Origin of the sequence: Gottfriedia luciferensis (genome assembly GCF_001712755.1) — a bacterium.
Lineage (GTDB): Bacteria > Bacillota > Bacilli > Bacillales > Bacillaceae_G > Gottfriedia > Gottfriedia luciferensis_B.
In genome coordinates, this window is sequence record NZ_MDKC01000034.1 from 153,445 (window position 1) to 170,350 (window position 16,906).

Genomic DNA, 16,906 nt, shown 5'->3' on the forward strand with positions numbered 1-16,906 from the left:
GAGTACAACACTTATTTAATGATTTAGTATAGTTTCTTCTATCCAAGTTTTTACATCTTGATGAACTTCATCTTTATTGGTTTCATGAAGCATCTCATGGCGACCTTCTTCATATAATTTCAACTTTACATTTGTACATCCAATCTCTTTATATAACTCATAAACTTTCTTTACACCGTCACCATTTTGACCAACTGGATCTTTATCTCCAGAAAAAATAAAAATTGGCAATGAAGTTGGTGTCTTCTGTATTTCCTCTTTACGATGTATAATTCCAATCCCTTTCAACAGTTCGCGATAATAACTTGCAGAACAAATATAACCACAAAATGGATCTTTTATATAACGATCAATCTCTGCTTCGTCTCTTGTTAACCAATCATATTTTGTTTTAGGAAACTTAAAATGATTATTGAAGTTTCCAAAAGTTAAAAAGTCTAAAATTTTACTTCTCTTATTGGCACCAATTAAAAATGCCTCTGCGCTTGAAATAAAGACCCCTAATTTTCTTAGTATTCCTGGATCGTATCCAGTTCCAGAAATAATTAGTCCATCGTATAGTCCTCCATTTAATTGAACTACTCGTCTGCTCAAATAAGATCCCATACTATGTCCAAATAGTATTAAAGGGATATCCTTTACTTCTTTTCTAATCATCTTACTTATAAAAATGATATCTTTAGCAACTTCATCCCAACCGATTTCTTCACCAAAAAATCCTAGATCATCTTCAATCGCCGCCGTTTTCCCATGACCTCTTTGATCATGAATAAAGACTGCAAACTGATTATGAACTAAATATTCAATAAATTTATCATAAGCTCCACCATGCTCTGCCATTCCATGTACAATTTGAATCACAGCAATTGGTTCAGCAGGAATATATTTTCGCAAATAGATTTTTGTTCGATCTTTCGCCGAAATTAATCCTTCCCAATTAATCATTTTTATGCCCCTTCATCTCATATGTTGTAAAAGAAACTAATAAGAAAAAACAAATGAAATAGATTATTTCTAATCGTATGTATTTAAATGTAAATTCATCACCTAATAATCTCCAAAAAACAATTACTATTGAAACAATTACAATAATAAATGGAAGTAAATATGTTTTTATAGTATACCAAATAAAATCTTTTAAGTATGCGAAAAAGTTCATAATTCTCCTCCCAACTAATTGCCATTCATATCCTTAATTCAATACTAATCCAAATTTCCTAATTCTATAGGTTAATTTTTAACATTTTTTCATCTATTTGATGAACTTTTTATGTCAAAGTTAAGCTCATTTTTGGGATTTTTAACTAATCAAGTTTTTTATTGATGTTTGATTTGAGATAAAAACAGGATGAATGGGGGATTCGAAATGAAAAGAGGCATACAAACAATTTTAAGTCTTGTCCTTGCAATTGTGATGCTTGTCTTATTTGTCATTTTTTTTATAAGAGACGATTCTTATCGATATCCAATCGCACTAGGTGGCTTCATTTGTGCACTAATGCCACTAATTTTAGATAAGTTTTTTAAAATTCGATTTGCATTTCCGTTTATACTCTCTTATTTTGCTTTTTTAATAGGGTCCCTATGTCTTGGTTCAATGCTTAGATTTTATAGTTTAGGCTGGTGGGATACGTTTTTACATTTTCTAAGTGGCACGCTAGTCGCGTTTTTAGCAATTGATTTAATGGGAAAATTAACAACCAAACAGTCTCGGAGTGAGATGTCAGCTGGCTTCGTATTTTTATTTGTTTTTGCATTTGGAGTATTCTGTGGAGCATTATGGGAAATTTGGGAATTCAATAGCGACCAATTTTTTGGAACTAATACTCAAGGCGGAGGTAACTTTGATACAATGACAGATATAATCGCAGACTCAATTGGAGCACTCATTATTGCATTTTGGTTTGCTAGAAGGTCGAAAAAAAATAAAAATTAGCATGAAATATAAAAAAGAGAAGGACAAAACCTTCTCTTTTCTTTATTATTCTTCACCATCCCACACATTATATGCCAAATTAAACAATTCACTCTGACTATTATATTTCTCTTTCCCAATGCTTTTCACATAATGATAAATACCATTTTCATCTTGCTCACGTGCCTTTGCTGTATCAAAGAGCATCATAAGTAGAATATTCATAATTCGCTTTTTTAAATGATCAGCGAAGATTGGAAAAAAGATTTCAACTCGTTTTTCCATATTACGTGTCATTAAATCCGCAGAAGATAAAAAGATTTTCTGTTCTCCGTTATGATAAAAATAATAGATTCGACTATGCTCTAGAAATCGACCAACGATACTAATGACACGAATATTTTCGCTGACACCTTTTATTTGAGGACGCAAACAACAAGTTCCGCGAACAATTAAGTCAATCTTTACCCCAGCTTTAGATGCTTCATATATCTTCATAATAATTTGCTTATCAGTTAAAGAATTCATTTTAGCAATTATTCGTCCATTTCCATACTGTTTATGAAATGCAATTTCCTCATCGATCATTCGAATAAAATCATGACGAATACTATACGGAGCGACCGATAAATGCCTAAAGTCAGGCTTCTCCATAAATCCACTTAAGAAGTTAAAAAAATTTGTAGCATCTATTCCGATTTGTCGATTAGCAGTCATTAGTCCCATATCTGTATAAATTTTTGCAGTTGCATCGTTATAGTTACCAGTACCCAAATGGACAAACCGCTCGATTCTTCCATTCTTTTTACGAACAACAAGTGTGATTTTACTATGCGTTTTTAAATGAGTCATTCCATAAATAACATGACAGCCCGCTTTTTCTAATTCCTTTGCCCAATGTACATTGTTTTCTTCGTCAAAACGAGCTTTCAACTCTACAAGAACAGTTACTTGTTTACCATTTTCCGCTGCACGTTTTAATCCTTCGATAATTGGAGAATCGCCACTTACTCGATACAAAGTTTGTTTAATCGCTAAGACGTCTGGATCATTCGCTGCATCTAATACAAAATCCAATACTGGTTCAAATGATTCGTATGGATGATGAAGCAATATATCTTGTTCCATTATTTTGCTAAATATATCCCCATCGGATTCAAAATCATGTGGAGGCTGTGGGATTAATGTTTCATACACTAGATCCTCTCTATACTTTTCTAGTTCCTTATAAAAACTAAATAAAAATGTTAAATCTAAAGGACCATCAAGCTCATATATATCTTTTCCATGTACGTCGAGCTTTTCTAATAAGTAATTTAGAATATATTCGCTTGCGCCTGGTGGTCCAATTTCAAGTCGAATCGCGGAACCCCATTTACGTTTTTTCAACTCTTTTTCTATTTCAAGAAGTAAGTCTCTAGCCCCTTCTTCATGAATTGTCAAATCAGCATTTCTAGTAATTCGAAACTGCGCTACTTCTCGTACTTTAAAACCAAGAAACAAAAGATGTATGTATGCAGTAATCGCATCTTCCAATAAAATATAACAATGCTTTCCATCAAGTGTAGGTATTGATATAAATCTTTTTAATAAAGAAGGTACTTGTACAATCGCAAATTTATTACGCTTTTCTTCTTCCTCTGCCAGATCTTCTAAATAAACAGCTAAATTTAAACTTTTATTTAATAACATTGGAAAAGGTCTATAAGCATCGATTGCCATTGGTGTTAGAACAGGAAGTACTTGCTCTTCAAAATATTTTTCTAAATAATTTTTTTGTCGATCACTAAGTTCATGATATTTTACAAGATGAACATTCTCTTGTTTTAACTTTGGTATTAATGTTTCTCGGAAAGTTTTATATTGCAAATTTACTAGTTCATGACCAGCTGTTGATATTTGTGAAAGCTGCTGTTTTGGTGTTAAACCAGCCTTATTTTCTGGCTTATTAAAACCAGCTTTTACTTGATCCTTTAACCCCGCAACGCGTACCATAAAAAACTCATCTAAATTCGAGCTAAATATAGCCAAAAATTTCAAGCGTTCAAGCAGGGGATTAGTTTCGTCCAATGCCTCTTCTAAAACACGTTCATTAAACGCTAGCCAACTTAATTCTCGATTATTATAATATTGTGGATCTGCTAACTCTATATTTCTACCACTATACTCTTTTGTCGCTATCATCATTTACACCCTTTTTGAACATATTCTAGAAATACGATCTCTTTATTTTTTAATTAATATCTACACAATAATCCTACAATAATAAAATTTACCTATTATTAACGCTATGTTAATAAATTGTAAAGATATGAAAAAAATGTTAATTACTGGCAATTTTTAATTAAAATAAAAAAGCACAATCTGATTACTCAGATTTGTGCTTTTCAAAATAGATATATGCCGATTTATTAAATAATTTTTCTAATTGTTTCTTATGCTTCTCAGATTCAATTTCTTCAACTGTTGCATCCTCAATACAGTTAAGCTTTATAATCAGATCACCATCGTTCATTTTAAACTCAATATTCTTCACTACTTCTCTTTTTGATGCGTTTAGACTATTAGCGTATTTTAAAAGAATCCCTAAAAAGCGTAGTTTTTTTAGTTCATCCGCTGTAAACCATTCAAGAAACGGTTTAACATATTGCTTAAAACTATTTTTATTTTTATATGAAGCTATTAAGGCAATTTTTATGCGATCTTTATGGCTCAATCCTTCAATTGTACGATTAGATAATATATAGAATGTATGCTGACTACTTGATTCTTCGTCTATGTATTGTCCAATATTATATACCCGTGCTGCTAGATTTAGATCTAATATATTTCCAGACTTTATTTGATTTAAATTGTATAAATTAATTTGCTCGACTAATTGGTTTACTAAAAACTTTATATGATTTACGTGATCTATATTTACTTCATAGTCTTTCTCTAAATCAGTAAAACTTTTTTCTACTACACTAGGAAGTAACTTTTCTCCGTTTAAGATAAACTCTTCCATAAAGATTCCATCTCTCAAACCTTTATTACTTAATACAAAGCTCTTCGCATTAACAATTGAATAAAGCTCTTTAAAGACCTCAATTGCAGGGAGAATGATATCAGCGCGATCTTTTGATAGACCTTCAGTTCTTAAAATATGATCAAATTCTAATGAAGAGAGATATTTTTTTATAAAGTTTATTTCTTCAAAATTCATCTCATATTGATGAATACCTGTAATAGGGTAATTAACCAAACTTTGATGCATTTGCACTACATTCCGGGCACTTCCTCCTATTGCGACAATCGGAACTTGCTTTTCTCTGAGCCAATCTAAAGAAGCAAATTGCTTTTGTATAAATTGAGTAAGTTGTTTCATTTCTTCAGTTGTTGGAATATTACTTGATACAAAGTCGTGTTTTAAAGATAATGCTCCAAAGGGGAAACTATGAAAATGGATCATTTCACGGTTTCTAAAATATGTTACCTCTGTACTACCTCCACCAATATCAATTGTAATTCCCTCTTGTATTGGAGTAGAATTTACAACAGCAAGAAATCCATAGTATGCCTCTTCATATCCAGATAAAACGCGTATTGTAAAATCAGTATTTTCAGTAACTAGTTGAATTATTTCATCTTGATTAACAGCTTGCCTAATTGTCGCAGTTGCTACACATTTTATTTCACTAATTTTATGATAACGAGTGATTTCCTGAAACATTAAAAGGGTATTAAGTAGTACTTCCTTCCCCTCAGTATCCAAGAATTCTTCATCAGTTAAATACTTCCGTAACCGGGCGACAGTTTTAATATTCTCAACTTCTTTTATTCGACCACTTTTACTTTGTTCATATATAACAAGTCTTATTGTATTTGAACCAATGTCAATGATGCCGTATTTCTCCTTCATGTTTCTCACCCTTTATCTCAATAATTAGTAGACTATTTGGTTCTTCCATTATATCAATATATAGGTAAGTAATAACCTTCTCTTTATGAAAAGGTACTTTTGGCACATTTAACAAATGAAATTTTTACACAAAGAGGCCTTCTTCAGATTTCCGCTCTAAGATGCTTTTTACATTAAACAAAAAACCTGACTATCTTTAACAGAGTAATCAGGTTTTATTTTAAAATGACTTAGTTTTATGATTTTGCTTCAACTGCTACATTTTTCATCTTAAACATCGGAACCATAATCAATATTCCAATGATGAATAGTACCGCTGAAAGTTGATAAATAGTAAATAAAGAGAATTGTTCTTTTAAAACGCCTGATAAGCTCATTGTAATGACCATAGAGCCCATAAATAATGGAGTTAATATACCGTTCACTCTACCTACAAACTTTTCATCCGTATTTTTTAAGATAATTGTATTAATTCCAATATGAAGTGCAGGCATAAATAGCCCTATAAAGAACTCGGCTAATAGCGTAAGCCAGAATAATTGAGACCAACCTATTACAAAAATTCCGATAGCATTGACAGCCATACCGATTAATAATAAAACATGCGGTGCCAGTTTATTAGAAATTACCATAATCAGGCCACCCCCAATAATCATAGCCGCACCATTTGCTGCGAACAACCATTGTAAATAATCTTTATCTAGTCCTAATCGTTCAGTAACTAGAAAAATTGCTAATGGATGAATAAAACCGATACCTAGTCCTGCTGCTGCAAAAACCCCGCCTAAAAGGACTAAAATTTTTCTTGTCCAAACATATTGAAATCCTAGTTTCATCTCTTCCCATAAAGATGAAGCATGATCAACTTTTTCCTCTTCCTGATCTTTAGGTAACTTTGTTAATACTAGAGCTGATAAAAGAAAAGCAATACCTACTATACCCATCGATACAAACATTCCAGCTTGTTGAAATACAAATGTTCCTAATACAGGACCTAATATCATAAAGATCGCCATCATTGTTTGAAATAAGGACATACCAGCTTGCATTTGCTCCATTGGTACATGAACCTTAAATAACTTCATATTAGATGGCTGTGAAAACTGTGACAAAATTGCAGAAACCAATGTTGCAAAAAATACGAACTTCCAAGTCCCATACGTTAGCGCTAGAAGTATAACAAAAATTGAAGCCGCACTTAAAAGATCGCACCAAATCATTGTACGCTTTGGTTTCCAACGATCTGCAAAAGTACCACCGATAAATGAAAAGATAAAAATAGGTGCAAACTCAGCAACTGAAATAAGTGACACAGCTGTAGCATCGCCATTCGTCTTTTCAACAACAAATAATAAAATTGCAAAATTACGAATCCAAATTCCGACTTGGATAAACAAACCTGCCGTAAGAATCGTCTGAATAAAGCGATTTTTTAGCAAGGAAGCCATTGAAGGATTTGAAGGTGTTGAAGTAGTTATCGTCATTTTTTCCTCCTCTTTTTTCAATTACTTGAAAACAAAAATTGTATAAAAAATTTACAGTTAACCGCCAAGACAGGAACGTACATTCTTAGTTATCTAGAACATATATTCTTATATTAACATTAAAATCCTTTAATAATCAATCTATTTTTTTATTTATCTACAGTTAAAAAATGTAATTGAAACTGATCATTGCATATTTTTCAACTAAATTTGTTCACATATCAACTAGTTATTCCTAAAAAAACTCTGCAAGATATAGTCAGAATATCTATGATTAATACTATTTACTACATAAATTAGGAGCAACCAATGAAATTTGCTCTTTCAAACGATTTAATCAGATATTTCAAGTATATTCATTGCTATTATTAGAACATGTAGAATTTGGTATTTAATTAAAAAGAAAAGATTTTAAACTGTGTTTTTAATGCAAAAAAAAGAGAAGGTGACGATCCTTCTCTTTTTAACGTGTCTATAATGGATTATTTTTTTGTTAATGCACTTAGTTTTGATAAAATTATTTTCTTAAGTTGTAGAAAGATTTTAATCCTTGGTATACTGCGCTGTCGCCTAACTCGTCTTGAATACGTAATAATTGGTTGTATTTAGCAATACGGTCTGTACGAGAAGCAGAACCTGTTTTAATTTGACCAGCGTTTGTAGCAACTGCGATATCAGCGATTGTGCTATCTTCAGTTTCACCAGAACGGTGAGAAACTACTGCTGTGTAACCTGCACGTTTAGCCATTTCGATTGCATCGAAAGTTTCAGTTAATGTACCGATTTGGTTAACTTTGATTAGGATTGAGTTTGCGATACCTTTTTCAATACCTTCAGCTAATTTTTTAGTGTTTGTAACGAATAAATCGTCACCTACTAATTGTACTCGGTTACCTAAACGTTCTGTTAATAATTTGTGACCATCCCAGTCATTTTCATCTAAACCATCTTCAATTGAAAGGATTGGGAAATCATTGCAAAGTTGCTCGTAGAAATCAACCATTTCTGCTGAAGATACGCCAGTGCGTCCTTCACCAGCAAGATCGTATTTACCAGTTTCTTTGTTAAAGAATTCAGAAGAAGCAACGTCCATTCCTAAGAATACTTGCTCTCCAGCTTTGTAACCAGATTTATCAATTGCTTCCATGATTACTTCTAAAGCTTCACGGTTTGAACCAAGGTTTGGAGCGAATCCACCTTCGTCACCTACAGCTGTGTTTAAACCTTTGTCATGTAGTACAGCTTTTAGGTTGTGGAAAATTTCAGTACCCATACGAATTGCTTCTTTAAAGCTTTCAGCACCTACAGGTAAGATCATGAATTCTTGAAAGTCTACGTTATTATCAGCATGAGAACCACCGTTGATGATGTTCATCATTGGAACTGGTAATTGCTTCGCATTAAATCCACCAAGGTATTGGTATAATGGTAAACCTAATTCATCAGCTGCTGCACGAGCTACTGCCATAGATACACCTAGGATTGCGTTAGCGCCTAATTTACCTTTGTTTTCAGTACCATCTAGCTCAATCATACGACGGTCGATTGAAACTTGATCAGTTACTTCGAATCCTACGATTTCTTCAGCTAAAATATCATTAACGTTAGCTACAGCTTTCTCAACACCTTTACCAAGGTAACGAGATTTGTCTCCATCACGTAATTCAACAGCTTCATATTCACCAGTTGAAGCACCACTTGGTACTAGTGCACGGCCAAAGCCACCATCTTCTGTATAAACTTCTACTTCAACAGTAGGGTTACCACGAGAATCTAATACTTCGCGAGCATAAACATCAATAATCATTGACATAATAAAATCTCTCCTTTTGTTGCGTTATACGCATAATTAAAAACTTTTTATATTAACTGATCACTTATTTAATAAGTGATTTACCAGTCATTTCTTTTGGAAGTTCTACTTTTAATAAATCAAGAACAGTTGGAGCTAAATCACCTAAAATACCATCTTCACGTAACGTAATACCTTCTTCAGTAACAATAACTGGTACAGGGTTAGTCGTGTGAGCTGTCATAGGTTCACCCTCTGGTGTAATTTCCTCATCAGCATTTCCATGGTCAGCTGTAATGATTGCTTTTCCGCCTTTAGCTAGAATTGCATCAACTACTTCTCCTAAACATTCATCAACCGCTTCAATTGCTTTAATTGTCGGCTCAAGTTTTCCTGAATGTCCTACCATATCTGGATTTGCAAAGTTTAAGATGATTACATCATGCTTGTCTGCGGCAATTTCTTTAAGTAATGCATCTTTTACTTCATAAGCACTCATTTCAGGTTTCAAATCGTAAGTCGCAACTTTTGGCGAGTTAATTAAAATACGTTCTTCACCTGGGAACTCTGCTTCACGGCCTCCACTAAAGAAAAATGTAACGTGTGGATACTTTTCCGTTTCAGCAATTCGTAATTGTTTTAAGTTATTTTGAGCCAGAACTTCACCTAAAGTGTTATCTAGGTTTGTTGGTTTAAATGCTACATAACCTTGTACTGTTTCGCTAAAATGTGTTAAACAAACGAAATGAACATTTTTCGGGAACTTACTTCCACGATCAAAGTCACGGAAATCATCGTTTGTAAATACATTTGAAATTTGAATTGCACGGTCAGGTCGGAAGTTGTAGAAGATGATTGAATCTTCATCACTTATTGTTGCAACTGGAGTACCATCTTCTTTTAACATTACAGAAGGTAATACGAATTCATCATGGATACCGTTCGCATACGAATCTTCAATTAATTCATACGGGCTTGTATAAGTTGGTCCTTCTCCATAAACCATTGCACAATAGCATTTTTCTACACGATCCCAACGTTTGTCACGGTCCATGGAATAATAACGGCCAGAAATTGTTGCAAATTCTCCGACACCATATTCTTTAAACTTTGCTTCCGTTTGATCGATATATTTTTTAGCTGTAGTTGGACCAACATCACGTCCATCAAGGAATGCATGTACATATACCTTTTTCATTCCTTCTTCAGCAGCTAATTTTAATAAAGCAAACATGTGATTAATATGGCTGTGAATACCACCATCAGACAGTAGACCAAAAATATGTAATGCTTTATCTTTTTCTTTTGCACTTTTAATTGCATCGATGAATGTATCATTTTTTTCGAATTCGCCTTCACGAATTGCCTTATTTACACGCGTTAAGCTTTGATAAACAATACGTCCCGCGCCAATATTTAAATGACCTACTTCAGAATTACCCATTTGTCCTTCAGGTAGACCTACTGCTTCACCGCTAGCAGTTAATTGTGCGTGAGGATATTTATTCCAATATCTATCATAATTTGGTTTCTTCGCTTGTGCAACAGCATTTCCAAATGTTTCATCACGCAAACCAAATCCATCTAGGATAATTAACGCTACTGGTTGTTTACTCATTACTTAACAGCCTCCAATAATGCAAGGAAAGAAGCTGGTTCTAAGCTTGCTCCACCTACTAACGCACCGTCAATATCAGGTTGAGCCATATATTCTTTAATGTTTTCAGGTTTTACACTGCCGCCATATTGTACACGTACAGCTTCTGCAACAGTTTCATTATAAAGGCTTTCTACAACATCACGAACAAATTTACATGAATCTTGTGCATCTTTTTCTGTAGCAGATTTTCCTGTTCCAATTGCCCAAATTGGTTCATATGCAATGACTAAATTCTTTACTTGCTCATCTGTAAGACCTGCAAGATCAGCTGTTAATTGAGTACGGATAACTTCCTCAAATTTGCCACCTTCACGTTCTTCAAGCGTTTCGCCACAGCAAAGAATTGGTGTAAGTCCATGTTCAAAAGCTTTTTTTGTTTTACTATTAATAAACTCATCTGTTTCGCCATAATATTCACGTCGTTCTGAATGTCCAATAATAGCATAAGTTACACCTAAATCTTTAAGTGCTACTGGGCTAATTTCTCCAGTATAAGCTCCACTATCTTGATTACTTACATTTTGAGAACCAATTTTTAATTCAGTTCCTTTTACACCATATAACATAGGTGCGATAAATAATGCAGGAGCACAAACTGCTGAATCTACTTTATCAGATGATGGAATGCTATTTTTTACTTCTTCAACGAATGTCATCGCTTCGTTAAGCGTCTTATTCATTTTCCAGTTACCTGCGATAATTGGTTTACGCATGAGAAACACCTTCCTAACAATTGGTAAGACATAACATCTTACTCTATTTCAATTACTAAATATTGTAAAGCTATTCGAATTATTTATCGTTTAATAATGCAACTCCAGGAAGTTCTTTACCTTCCATAAATTCTAATGAAGCACCGCCACCAGTAGAAATATGGCTCATTTTATCTGCTAAGCCGAATTTTTCAGCAGCAGCAGCTGAGTCTCCGCCACCGATAATTGAGTATGCGTCAGAATCTGCTAATGCTTGTGCCACACCTTTAGTTCCCTGTGCAAATTTATCGATTTCAAATACACCCATAGGTCCATTCCAAATGACTAATTTAGAGCTATTAATGACATCTGCATACAGAGCAGTTGTTTTTGGTCCAATATCAAGGGCTTGCCAATCTGCTGGAATGCTATCAATATCAACCTGTTGTGTATTAGCATCTTCACCGAATTTGTCAGCAATAATTGCATCAATTGGCATATAGAATTTAACGCCTTTAGCTTCGGCTTTTTGCATAAATTCATTTGCTAAATCAATTTTATCTTCTTCTAAAAGAGATTGACCAATTTCATAGCCTTTAGCTTTTAAGAATGTATAAGCTAGACCGCCACCAATAATTAAGTTATCTACTTTATCTAATAAGTTTTCAATTACACTAATTTTATCTCGAACTTTCGCTCCACCGATAATAGCTGTAAATGGGCGCTCTGGATTAGAAAGTGCTTTACCTAAAACGCTTATTTCTTTTTCCATTAAGAAGCCAGCTACCGCAGGAATAAATTTAGCAATACCAGCAGTTGTAGCATGTGCACGGTGTGCAGCACCAAAAGCATCATTTACATATACATCAGCTAAAGAAGCAAATTCTTTTGCTAGAGCTTCATCATTTTTCTCTTCGCCTGGGTAGAAACGAACGTTTTCTAATAATAAAACATCGCCTTCGCTCATTTTGCTAATTTCTTCTTGAACTTTTGGTCCGTATGCTTCATCAGTTTTAATAACGTTTTTACCTAATTTTTCACTTAAACGTGTAGCAACAGCATTTAAACGCATATCTTCATTTACTTGTCCTTTTGGGCGTCCTAAGTGAGATGCTAAAATAACTTTTGCTCCATTTTCTATTAAATACTGAATCGTAGGAAGAGCAGCACGAATACGAGTATCATCTGTTACTTCACCATTTGCCATTGGTACGTTGAAATCTACACGGCAAAATACGCGTTTCCCTTTTACATCGATGTCATGTAATGACTTTTTGTTCATAGTAGGTGCCTCCAGTACTGTTTTTATTCATCCATTCAATTTCACTGGTCGATCCGTCTCATACAAAGTCGTATCTATTCTGTGATATTGTCACCGCAATTTTAACAGATTATGTACATCAATTGGAATTTATTTCTAGAGTATTTTTTAATATTGTGTTGGATTAGTGACAAAAGAGGATTTTTATCAAACAAAAGAGGGGAGGAAAATCCCCTCGCCCTCATATTAATTTTTATTAAAATTATAGACCTTTTGAAGCGATGTGAGCTACTAAGTCAACTACACGAGTTGAGTAACCAGTTTCATTATCGTACCAAGAAAGGATTTTAACCATATTGCCTTCCATAGTCATTGTAGATAATGCATCGATTGTAGATGAGTTTGAGCAACCGTTATAGTCGATTGATACTAATGGCTCTTCAGAATATCCTAAGATACCTTTTAATTCTCCTTCAGAAGCAGCTTTAAATGCAGCATTTACTTCTTCAGCAGTAACTTCAGCATTTAATTCTACTACTAAGTCAACTAAAGATACGTTAGCAGTTGGTACACGTACAGCACCACCATTTAATTTACCTTTTAATTGAGGTAATACTAATGAAACTGCTTTAGCAGCACCAGTAGTTGTTGGGATCATGCTCATTGCAGCAGCACGTGCACGACGTAAATCTTTGTGTGGTAAATCTAGAATTTGTTGGTCATTTGTGTAAGAGTGAACAGTTGTCATCATACCACGTTTGATACCGAATTTTTCGTCTAATACTTTAGCAAATGGAGCTAAACAGTTAGTTGTACAAGAAGCATTAGAAATTACATTGTGGCTAGCAGCATCGTATTTGTCATCATTTACACCCATTACGATCGTGATATCTTCATTAGAAGCTGGTGCAGAGATGATAACTTTTTTAACTGATCCACCTAAGTGTTTTTCAGCATCTTTTTTATCTGTGAAACGACCAGTAGATTCTACTACAACTTCTACTCCGTAATCGCTCCAAGGTAAAGCTGCTGGGTCACGCTCAGCAATTACTTTAATTTCGCTTCCGTTTACAACGATTGAATCGCCATTAACTGCTACTTCAGCGTTTACTGAACCGTGAACTGAATCATATTTTAATAAGTGAGCTAATGTTTTAGCATCTGTTAAGTCATTAATTGCTACAACCTCTACATTTGGGTTGTTTAAAGCTGCGCGGAAAACCATACGTCCGATACGTCCAAATCCATTAATACCAATTTTAGTTGCCATTTTTAATTTCCTCCTTTTAATAGGTAGAAGCTTTTTTTTATTTTAAAGGGTACATCCTTTAATTAACTCTCTTGCTGCTCCTTCGTCTGTGACGAGGATGTTTACATGACCTTTCTTTAAGAAAGAAGCCATTGCTTTTGCTTTAGAAGATCCACCAGCTACTCCTAGAACATAAGGTATATTCTCCAATTCATTAAGTTGTAAACCGATTGTTCTTACTCTGTAAACAACTTCACCATTTTCATTAAAGTAATATCCAAATGCCTCTCCTACAGCTTCAGATTCAGTTAAGATTTCTAACTGTTCTGATGAAGATTGTCTTCGTTTAGCCATCGTAAATGCATCTCCAATGCCGTGTACGACAATAGAAGAAGATCGAATTAAATTTAGAACCTCTTTTACTCTTGGTTCTTCCATCATAGTTATATAGGCCTCTTCACTAAGTTCATCTGGCAAGTGAAGTAATCGATAATTACCTTTTGCCATTTCAGCCATTTTTGCACAAATCGTATTTGCTTGATTTCTTACTTCTTCACCTAAACCGCCTCGCGCTGGAACAAATAAGGTATTTAGATCTTTAGAATCATCATTCATCATTTCAGCTACGGCAGCTAAAGTGGAACCACCAGTAACAGCAACAATATTATTTGTTTCTATCCTTTGGTTTATACAGCCAACAGCCGCTCGACCCATCTCCTTTTTTACCCAGTCCAGCTCGTCACTATCGCCTGAAACAACGATTACTTCCTTAAGATTAAATGTTTCCTTAAGCAAGTCTTCGATATTTTTCAAACCGAATAGTTCACGCATTGGTTCTTCTAGGTCTAGAAGTAAGCTTAGTCCTTCATCCGTTAATGTCATTCCAGAAGATGCGACATTAATCAGTCTTTGCTCTTTTAATAAAGCAACTTCTGATCTAAGTACTCTTTCTGTCAATCCTACGCTAGCAGACAAATTCCTTCGACCGATCGGCTGCATAATTCGTATATATTGTAGGATTTGAAATCTTTTTTGGATAACGGGTATTAGATCAGGTAATAATTTTTGTTGTAGCTTTAAAATATGGTTCATTTTCATCTCCTCTTTCACAGAGTATTCACTTGGGTCTAAATGTGTCCCACTATGACATATTATGTCCCGCTTGTTTTAAAAAAATTACAGCGTTTTGCAACGTTGTTTTTTTGAACAAGACTTACTCCAGAAGTGAAATAACCCTGCTACATTTATATTGTAACAGGGTCATTCATTTCTTTCAACTGATAACTACCCATTTATGGCATTTAATATGTCAATCTTATGAATTTTTCCGTATGCAACAGTTTCCCCATTAATTTGAATAACAGGAATCATTAGTTGATACTCCTCTAATAATGCATCATCAGAATAAATATCAATTTCATTTACATCGATTTCATATTCAGATTGAACCAAGCGAATTGCATCTTTTGCTTCTTCGCATAATCCACAATTCTCTTTTGTAAATAAAGTTAACTTAATCGACATCCCATTCTCCTTTTTAACTAAAGCGCTTTCGTTTTGATGAACCAGGAATTCTCAGTATATCTCTATATTTAGCTACTGTTCTTCTTGAGATTTCTACTCCGTGTTTTTCAGCTAATAATTTTACTAGCTTTTGATCTGAAAATGGTTTTTCTTTGTTTTCTTCATCAACTAGTTGCTTGATGAATACCTGTACACTCGTTGATGCAAGCTCCTCACCATCTACACTTACACCTTGATGGAAGAATTTTTTCATTTCATATAAACCAAACGGTGTCTGTACATATTTGTTTTTACATGTACGGCTAATCGTCGATTCATGTAATGAAAGTTCTTCCGCTATCTCTTTTAAAGTAAGAGTTTTTAAATTTGCGGGACCTTTTTCAAAAAAAGCAATTTGCTTTCGAAGAATACAATTCATTACTGCTAACATAGTTGATTTTCGTTCTTCCAAGCTTTTCATTAACCAGTTAACTTGCGTATTTTTGTCCTTTAAATAAGTTGAAACTTCCTTCTCATGTTGACCATTTAAAATTGAAGAATATTCATTAAGTACTTTTAAACGAGGCATAATTTTATCATTAATCAGTACAACGAATTCCCCACCTATTTTTTCAACTGATAAATCAGGTGCTACATAATTTACTTGGTCTTGGAAATAATTTAAACCTGGTCTTGGCTGAAGGGTTAAAATTAAGTCAATTTGCTTTTGTAAATCGGGTAAGCTAATCTTAAGTTTCTTCGCTATTTCTTTCCAGTTTTTATTAACAAATAGATCAAAATAATCTTTAATGACCTGTTTTGCAATTGTTGTGTCAACTTCAAGGCCATTTAGTTGAATTAATAAGCACTCTTTAACGGATCTTGCACCAACTCCTGAGGGTTCAAAACGTTGAAGTGTATCAATGCAGATTTGTAATTGAACGAATGAAATATTTAATTCGTGTATAAGCTCTTCATCTGATTCCATTAAAAATCCATTTTTATCTAAGTTATAAATTAAATATTTTATAATTTTATATTCCTCATTATCAATTTTCAACTCATTTAACTGACTAACAAGTTCTTCTTGTAATGTTTCTGTTCTTCGAGTATATAACTCCATTCCTTGTCCGCTGGAAGTAGTTTGTTGTTTGATTTTTGAAGAAGTGTAATCGTTATAAGGAGTTTCGACTTCAATTAAGGGATTTTCTAATGATTGCTCAAATAAAAAATCTGTAAGTTCTTGGGCATTAAATTGAAGCATTGTAATGGCTTGTCGTAGTTCCTGAGTCATTGCAAGTTTCAATGATTGTTTTTGCATTAAATTCATTTCCATACTACTTCACTCCCTTATTACTATTTTACTCGATATTTAACTTTTTCATAGTACTTGACGAATTGTTGTACTAATTTAAATATAGTGAAAACGTTTACTTTTTCCTGTATAGT

The 16,906-nt window shown here is 33.7% G+C and carries 14 protein-coding genes; 1 reads left to right on the forward strand and 13 read right to left on the reverse strand.

Going from position 1 to position 16,906, the window contains the following annotated elements:
* Nucleotides 1-15: 15 nt before the first annotated feature.
* Both BED47_RS18725 and BED47_RS18730 read right to left on the reverse strand, forming a co-directional pair.
* Nucleotides 16-945, reverse strand: coding sequence for an alpha/beta fold hydrolase (locus BED47_RS18725; protein WP_069034915.1), 930 nt, complete (start codon nucleotides 943-945; stop codon nucleotides 16-18).
* Nucleotides 938-1,159, reverse strand: coding sequence for a hypothetical protein (locus BED47_RS18730; RefSeq protein ID WP_025569102.1), 222 nt, complete (start codon nucleotides 1,157-1,159; stop codon nucleotides 938-940). The genes BED47_RS18725 and BED47_RS18730 overlap by 8 nt, the downstream gene beginning before the upstream one ends.
* Nucleotides 1,160-1,366: 207 nt before the next feature.
* Between BED47_RS18730 and BED47_RS18735 the strand changes: the two genes are divergently transcribed.
* Entirely contained in the window at nucleotides 1,367-1,936 is a 570-nt protein-coding gene (locus BED47_RS18735) for a hypothetical protein (protein ID WP_025569101.1), read from the forward strand.
* A 45-nt stretch (nucleotides 1,937-1,981) separates the two neighbouring features.
* On the opposite strand, the gene BED47_RS18740 is transcribed toward BED47_RS18735, so the two are convergent.
* The 11 genes from BED47_RS18740 to rpoN all read right to left on the reverse strand — a co-directional run bounded on the left by BED47_RS18740 (nucleotide 1,982) and on the right by rpoN (nucleotide 16,793).
* Entirely contained in the window at nucleotides 1,982-4,099 is a 2,118-nt protein-coding gene (locus tag BED47_RS18740; RefSeq protein WP_069034916.1) for an RNA degradosome polyphosphate kinase, read from the reverse strand.
* Nucleotides 4,100-4,283: 184 nt separating this feature from the next.
* Entirely contained in the window at nucleotides 4,284-5,816 is a 1,533-nt protein-coding gene (locus tag BED47_RS18745) for a Ppx/GppA family phosphatase (protein WP_069034917.1), read from the reverse strand.
* 236 nt (nucleotides 5,817-6,052) lie between these two features.
* Nucleotides 6,053-7,300, reverse strand: a complete 1,248-nt coding sequence (locus BED47_RS18750) for an MFS transporter (RefSeq protein WP_069034918.1) — start codon at nucleotides 7,298-7,300, stop codon at nucleotides 6,053-6,055.
* Between the two features lie 517 nt (nucleotides 7,301-7,817).
* A complete protein-coding gene (eno, locus tag BED47_RS18755; protein ID WP_069034919.1) occupies nucleotides 7,818-9,113 on the reverse strand; it encodes a phosphopyruvate hydratase in 1,296 nt (431 codons plus the stop codon).
* A 64-nt stretch (nucleotides 9,114-9,177) separates the two neighbouring features.
* Nucleotides 9,178-10,710, reverse strand: coding sequence for a 2,3-bisphosphoglycerate-independent phosphoglycerate mutase (gpmI, locus tag BED47_RS18760; RefSeq protein ID WP_069034920.1), 1,533 nt, complete (start codon nucleotides 10,708-10,710; stop codon nucleotides 9,178-9,180).
* Nucleotides 10,710-11,465 carry a triose-phosphate isomerase gene (gene tpiA, locus BED47_RS18765; protein ID WP_069034921.1) on the reverse strand — a complete coding sequence of 252 codons (756 nt, stop codon included), beginning with the start codon at nucleotides 11,463-11,465 and terminating at the stop codon, nucleotides 10,710-10,712. The genes gpmI and tpiA overlap by 1 nt, the downstream gene beginning before the upstream one ends.
* Nucleotides 11,466-11,544: 79 nt before the next feature.
* Nucleotides 11,545-12,726 carry a phosphoglycerate kinase gene (locus tag BED47_RS18770; protein WP_025569249.1) on the reverse strand — a complete coding sequence of 394 codons (1,182 nt, stop codon included), beginning with the start codon at nucleotides 12,724-12,726 and terminating at the stop codon, nucleotides 11,545-11,547.
* A 241-nt stretch (nucleotides 12,727-12,967) separates the two neighbouring features.
* On the reverse strand, nucleotides 12,968-13,975 hold the full coding sequence (gap, locus tag BED47_RS18775; RefSeq protein ID WP_069034922.1) for a type I glyceraldehyde-3-phosphate dehydrogenase: 1,008 nt from the start codon (nucleotides 13,973-13,975) through the stop codon (nucleotides 12,968-12,970).
* 42 nt (nucleotides 13,976-14,017) lie between these two features.
* Complete coding sequence (locus BED47_RS18780) at nucleotides 14,018-15,046, reverse strand: sugar-binding transcriptional regulator (protein ID WP_069034923.1); 1,029 nt, start codon at nucleotides 15,044-15,046, stop codon at nucleotides 14,018-14,020.
* 192 nt (nucleotides 15,047-15,238) lie between these two features.
* Nucleotides 15,239-15,478 (reverse strand): glutaredoxin family protein, encoded by a 240-nt coding sequence (locus BED47_RS18785; RefSeq protein WP_029715405.1) that lies wholly within the window; start codon nucleotides 15,476-15,478, stop codon nucleotides 15,239-15,241.
* A 13-nt stretch (nucleotides 15,479-15,491) separates the two neighbouring features.
* A complete protein-coding gene (gene rpoN / locus BED47_RS18790) occupies nucleotides 15,492-16,793 on the reverse strand; it encodes an RNA polymerase factor sigma-54 (RefSeq protein WP_069034924.1) in 1,302 nt (433 codons plus the stop codon).
* Between the last annotated feature and the right edge of the window lie 113 nt (nucleotides 16,794-16,906).

Bases quoted from the DNA above. Each gene is read 5' to 3' on its own strand.
- BED47_RS18780 (WP_069034923.1), bottom strand. From the start codon at position 15,046: ATGAACCATATTTTAAAGCTACAACAAAAATTATTACCTGATCTAATA.
- tpiA (WP_069034921.1), bottom strand. From the start codon at position 11,465: ATGCGTAAACCAATTATCGCAGGTAACTGGAAAATGAATAAGACGCTT.
- BED47_RS18740 (WP_069034916.1), bottom strand. From the start codon at position 4,099: ATGATAGCGACAAAAGAGTATAGTGGTAGAAATATAGAGTTAGCAGAT.
- gap (WP_069034922.1), bottom strand. From the start codon at position 13,975: ATGGCAACTAAAATTGGTATTAATGGATTTGGACGTATCGGACGTATG.
- BED47_RS18735 (WP_025569101.1), top strand. From the start codon at position 1,367: ATGAAAAGAGGCATACAAACAATTTTAAGTCTTGTCCTTGCAATTGTG.
- rpoN (WP_069034924.1), bottom strand. From the start codon at position 16,793: ATGGAAATGAATTTAATGCAAAAACAATCATTGAAACTTGCAATGACT.
- BED47_RS18745 (WP_069034917.1), bottom strand. From the start codon at position 5,816: ATGAAGGAGAAATACGGCATCATTGACATTGGTTCAAATACAATAAGA.
- BED47_RS18725 (WP_069034915.1), bottom strand. From the start codon at position 945: ATGATTAATTGGGAAGGATTAATTTCGGCGAAAGATCGAACAAAAATC.
- BED47_RS18785 (WP_029715405.1), bottom strand. From the start codon at position 15,478: ATGTCGATTAAGTTAACTTTATTTACAAAAGAGAATTGTGGATTATGC.
- gpmI (WP_069034920.1), bottom strand. From the start codon at position 10,710: ATGAGTAAACAACCAGTAGCGTTAATTATCCTAGATGGATTTGGTTTG.
- BED47_RS18750 (WP_069034918.1), bottom strand. From the start codon at position 7,300: ATGACGATAACTACTTCAACACCTTCAAATCCTTCAATGGCTTCCTTG.
- eno (WP_069034919.1), bottom strand. From the start codon at position 9,113: ATGTCAATGATTATTGATGTTTATGCTCGCGAAGTATTAGATTCTCGT.
- BED47_RS18730 (WP_025569102.1), bottom strand. From the start codon at position 1,159: ATGAACTTTTTCGCATACTTAAAAGATTTTATTTGGTATACTATAAAA.
- BED47_RS18770 (WP_025569249.1), bottom strand. From the start codon at position 12,726: ATGAACAAAAAGTCATTACATGACATCGATGTAAAAGGGAAACGCGTA.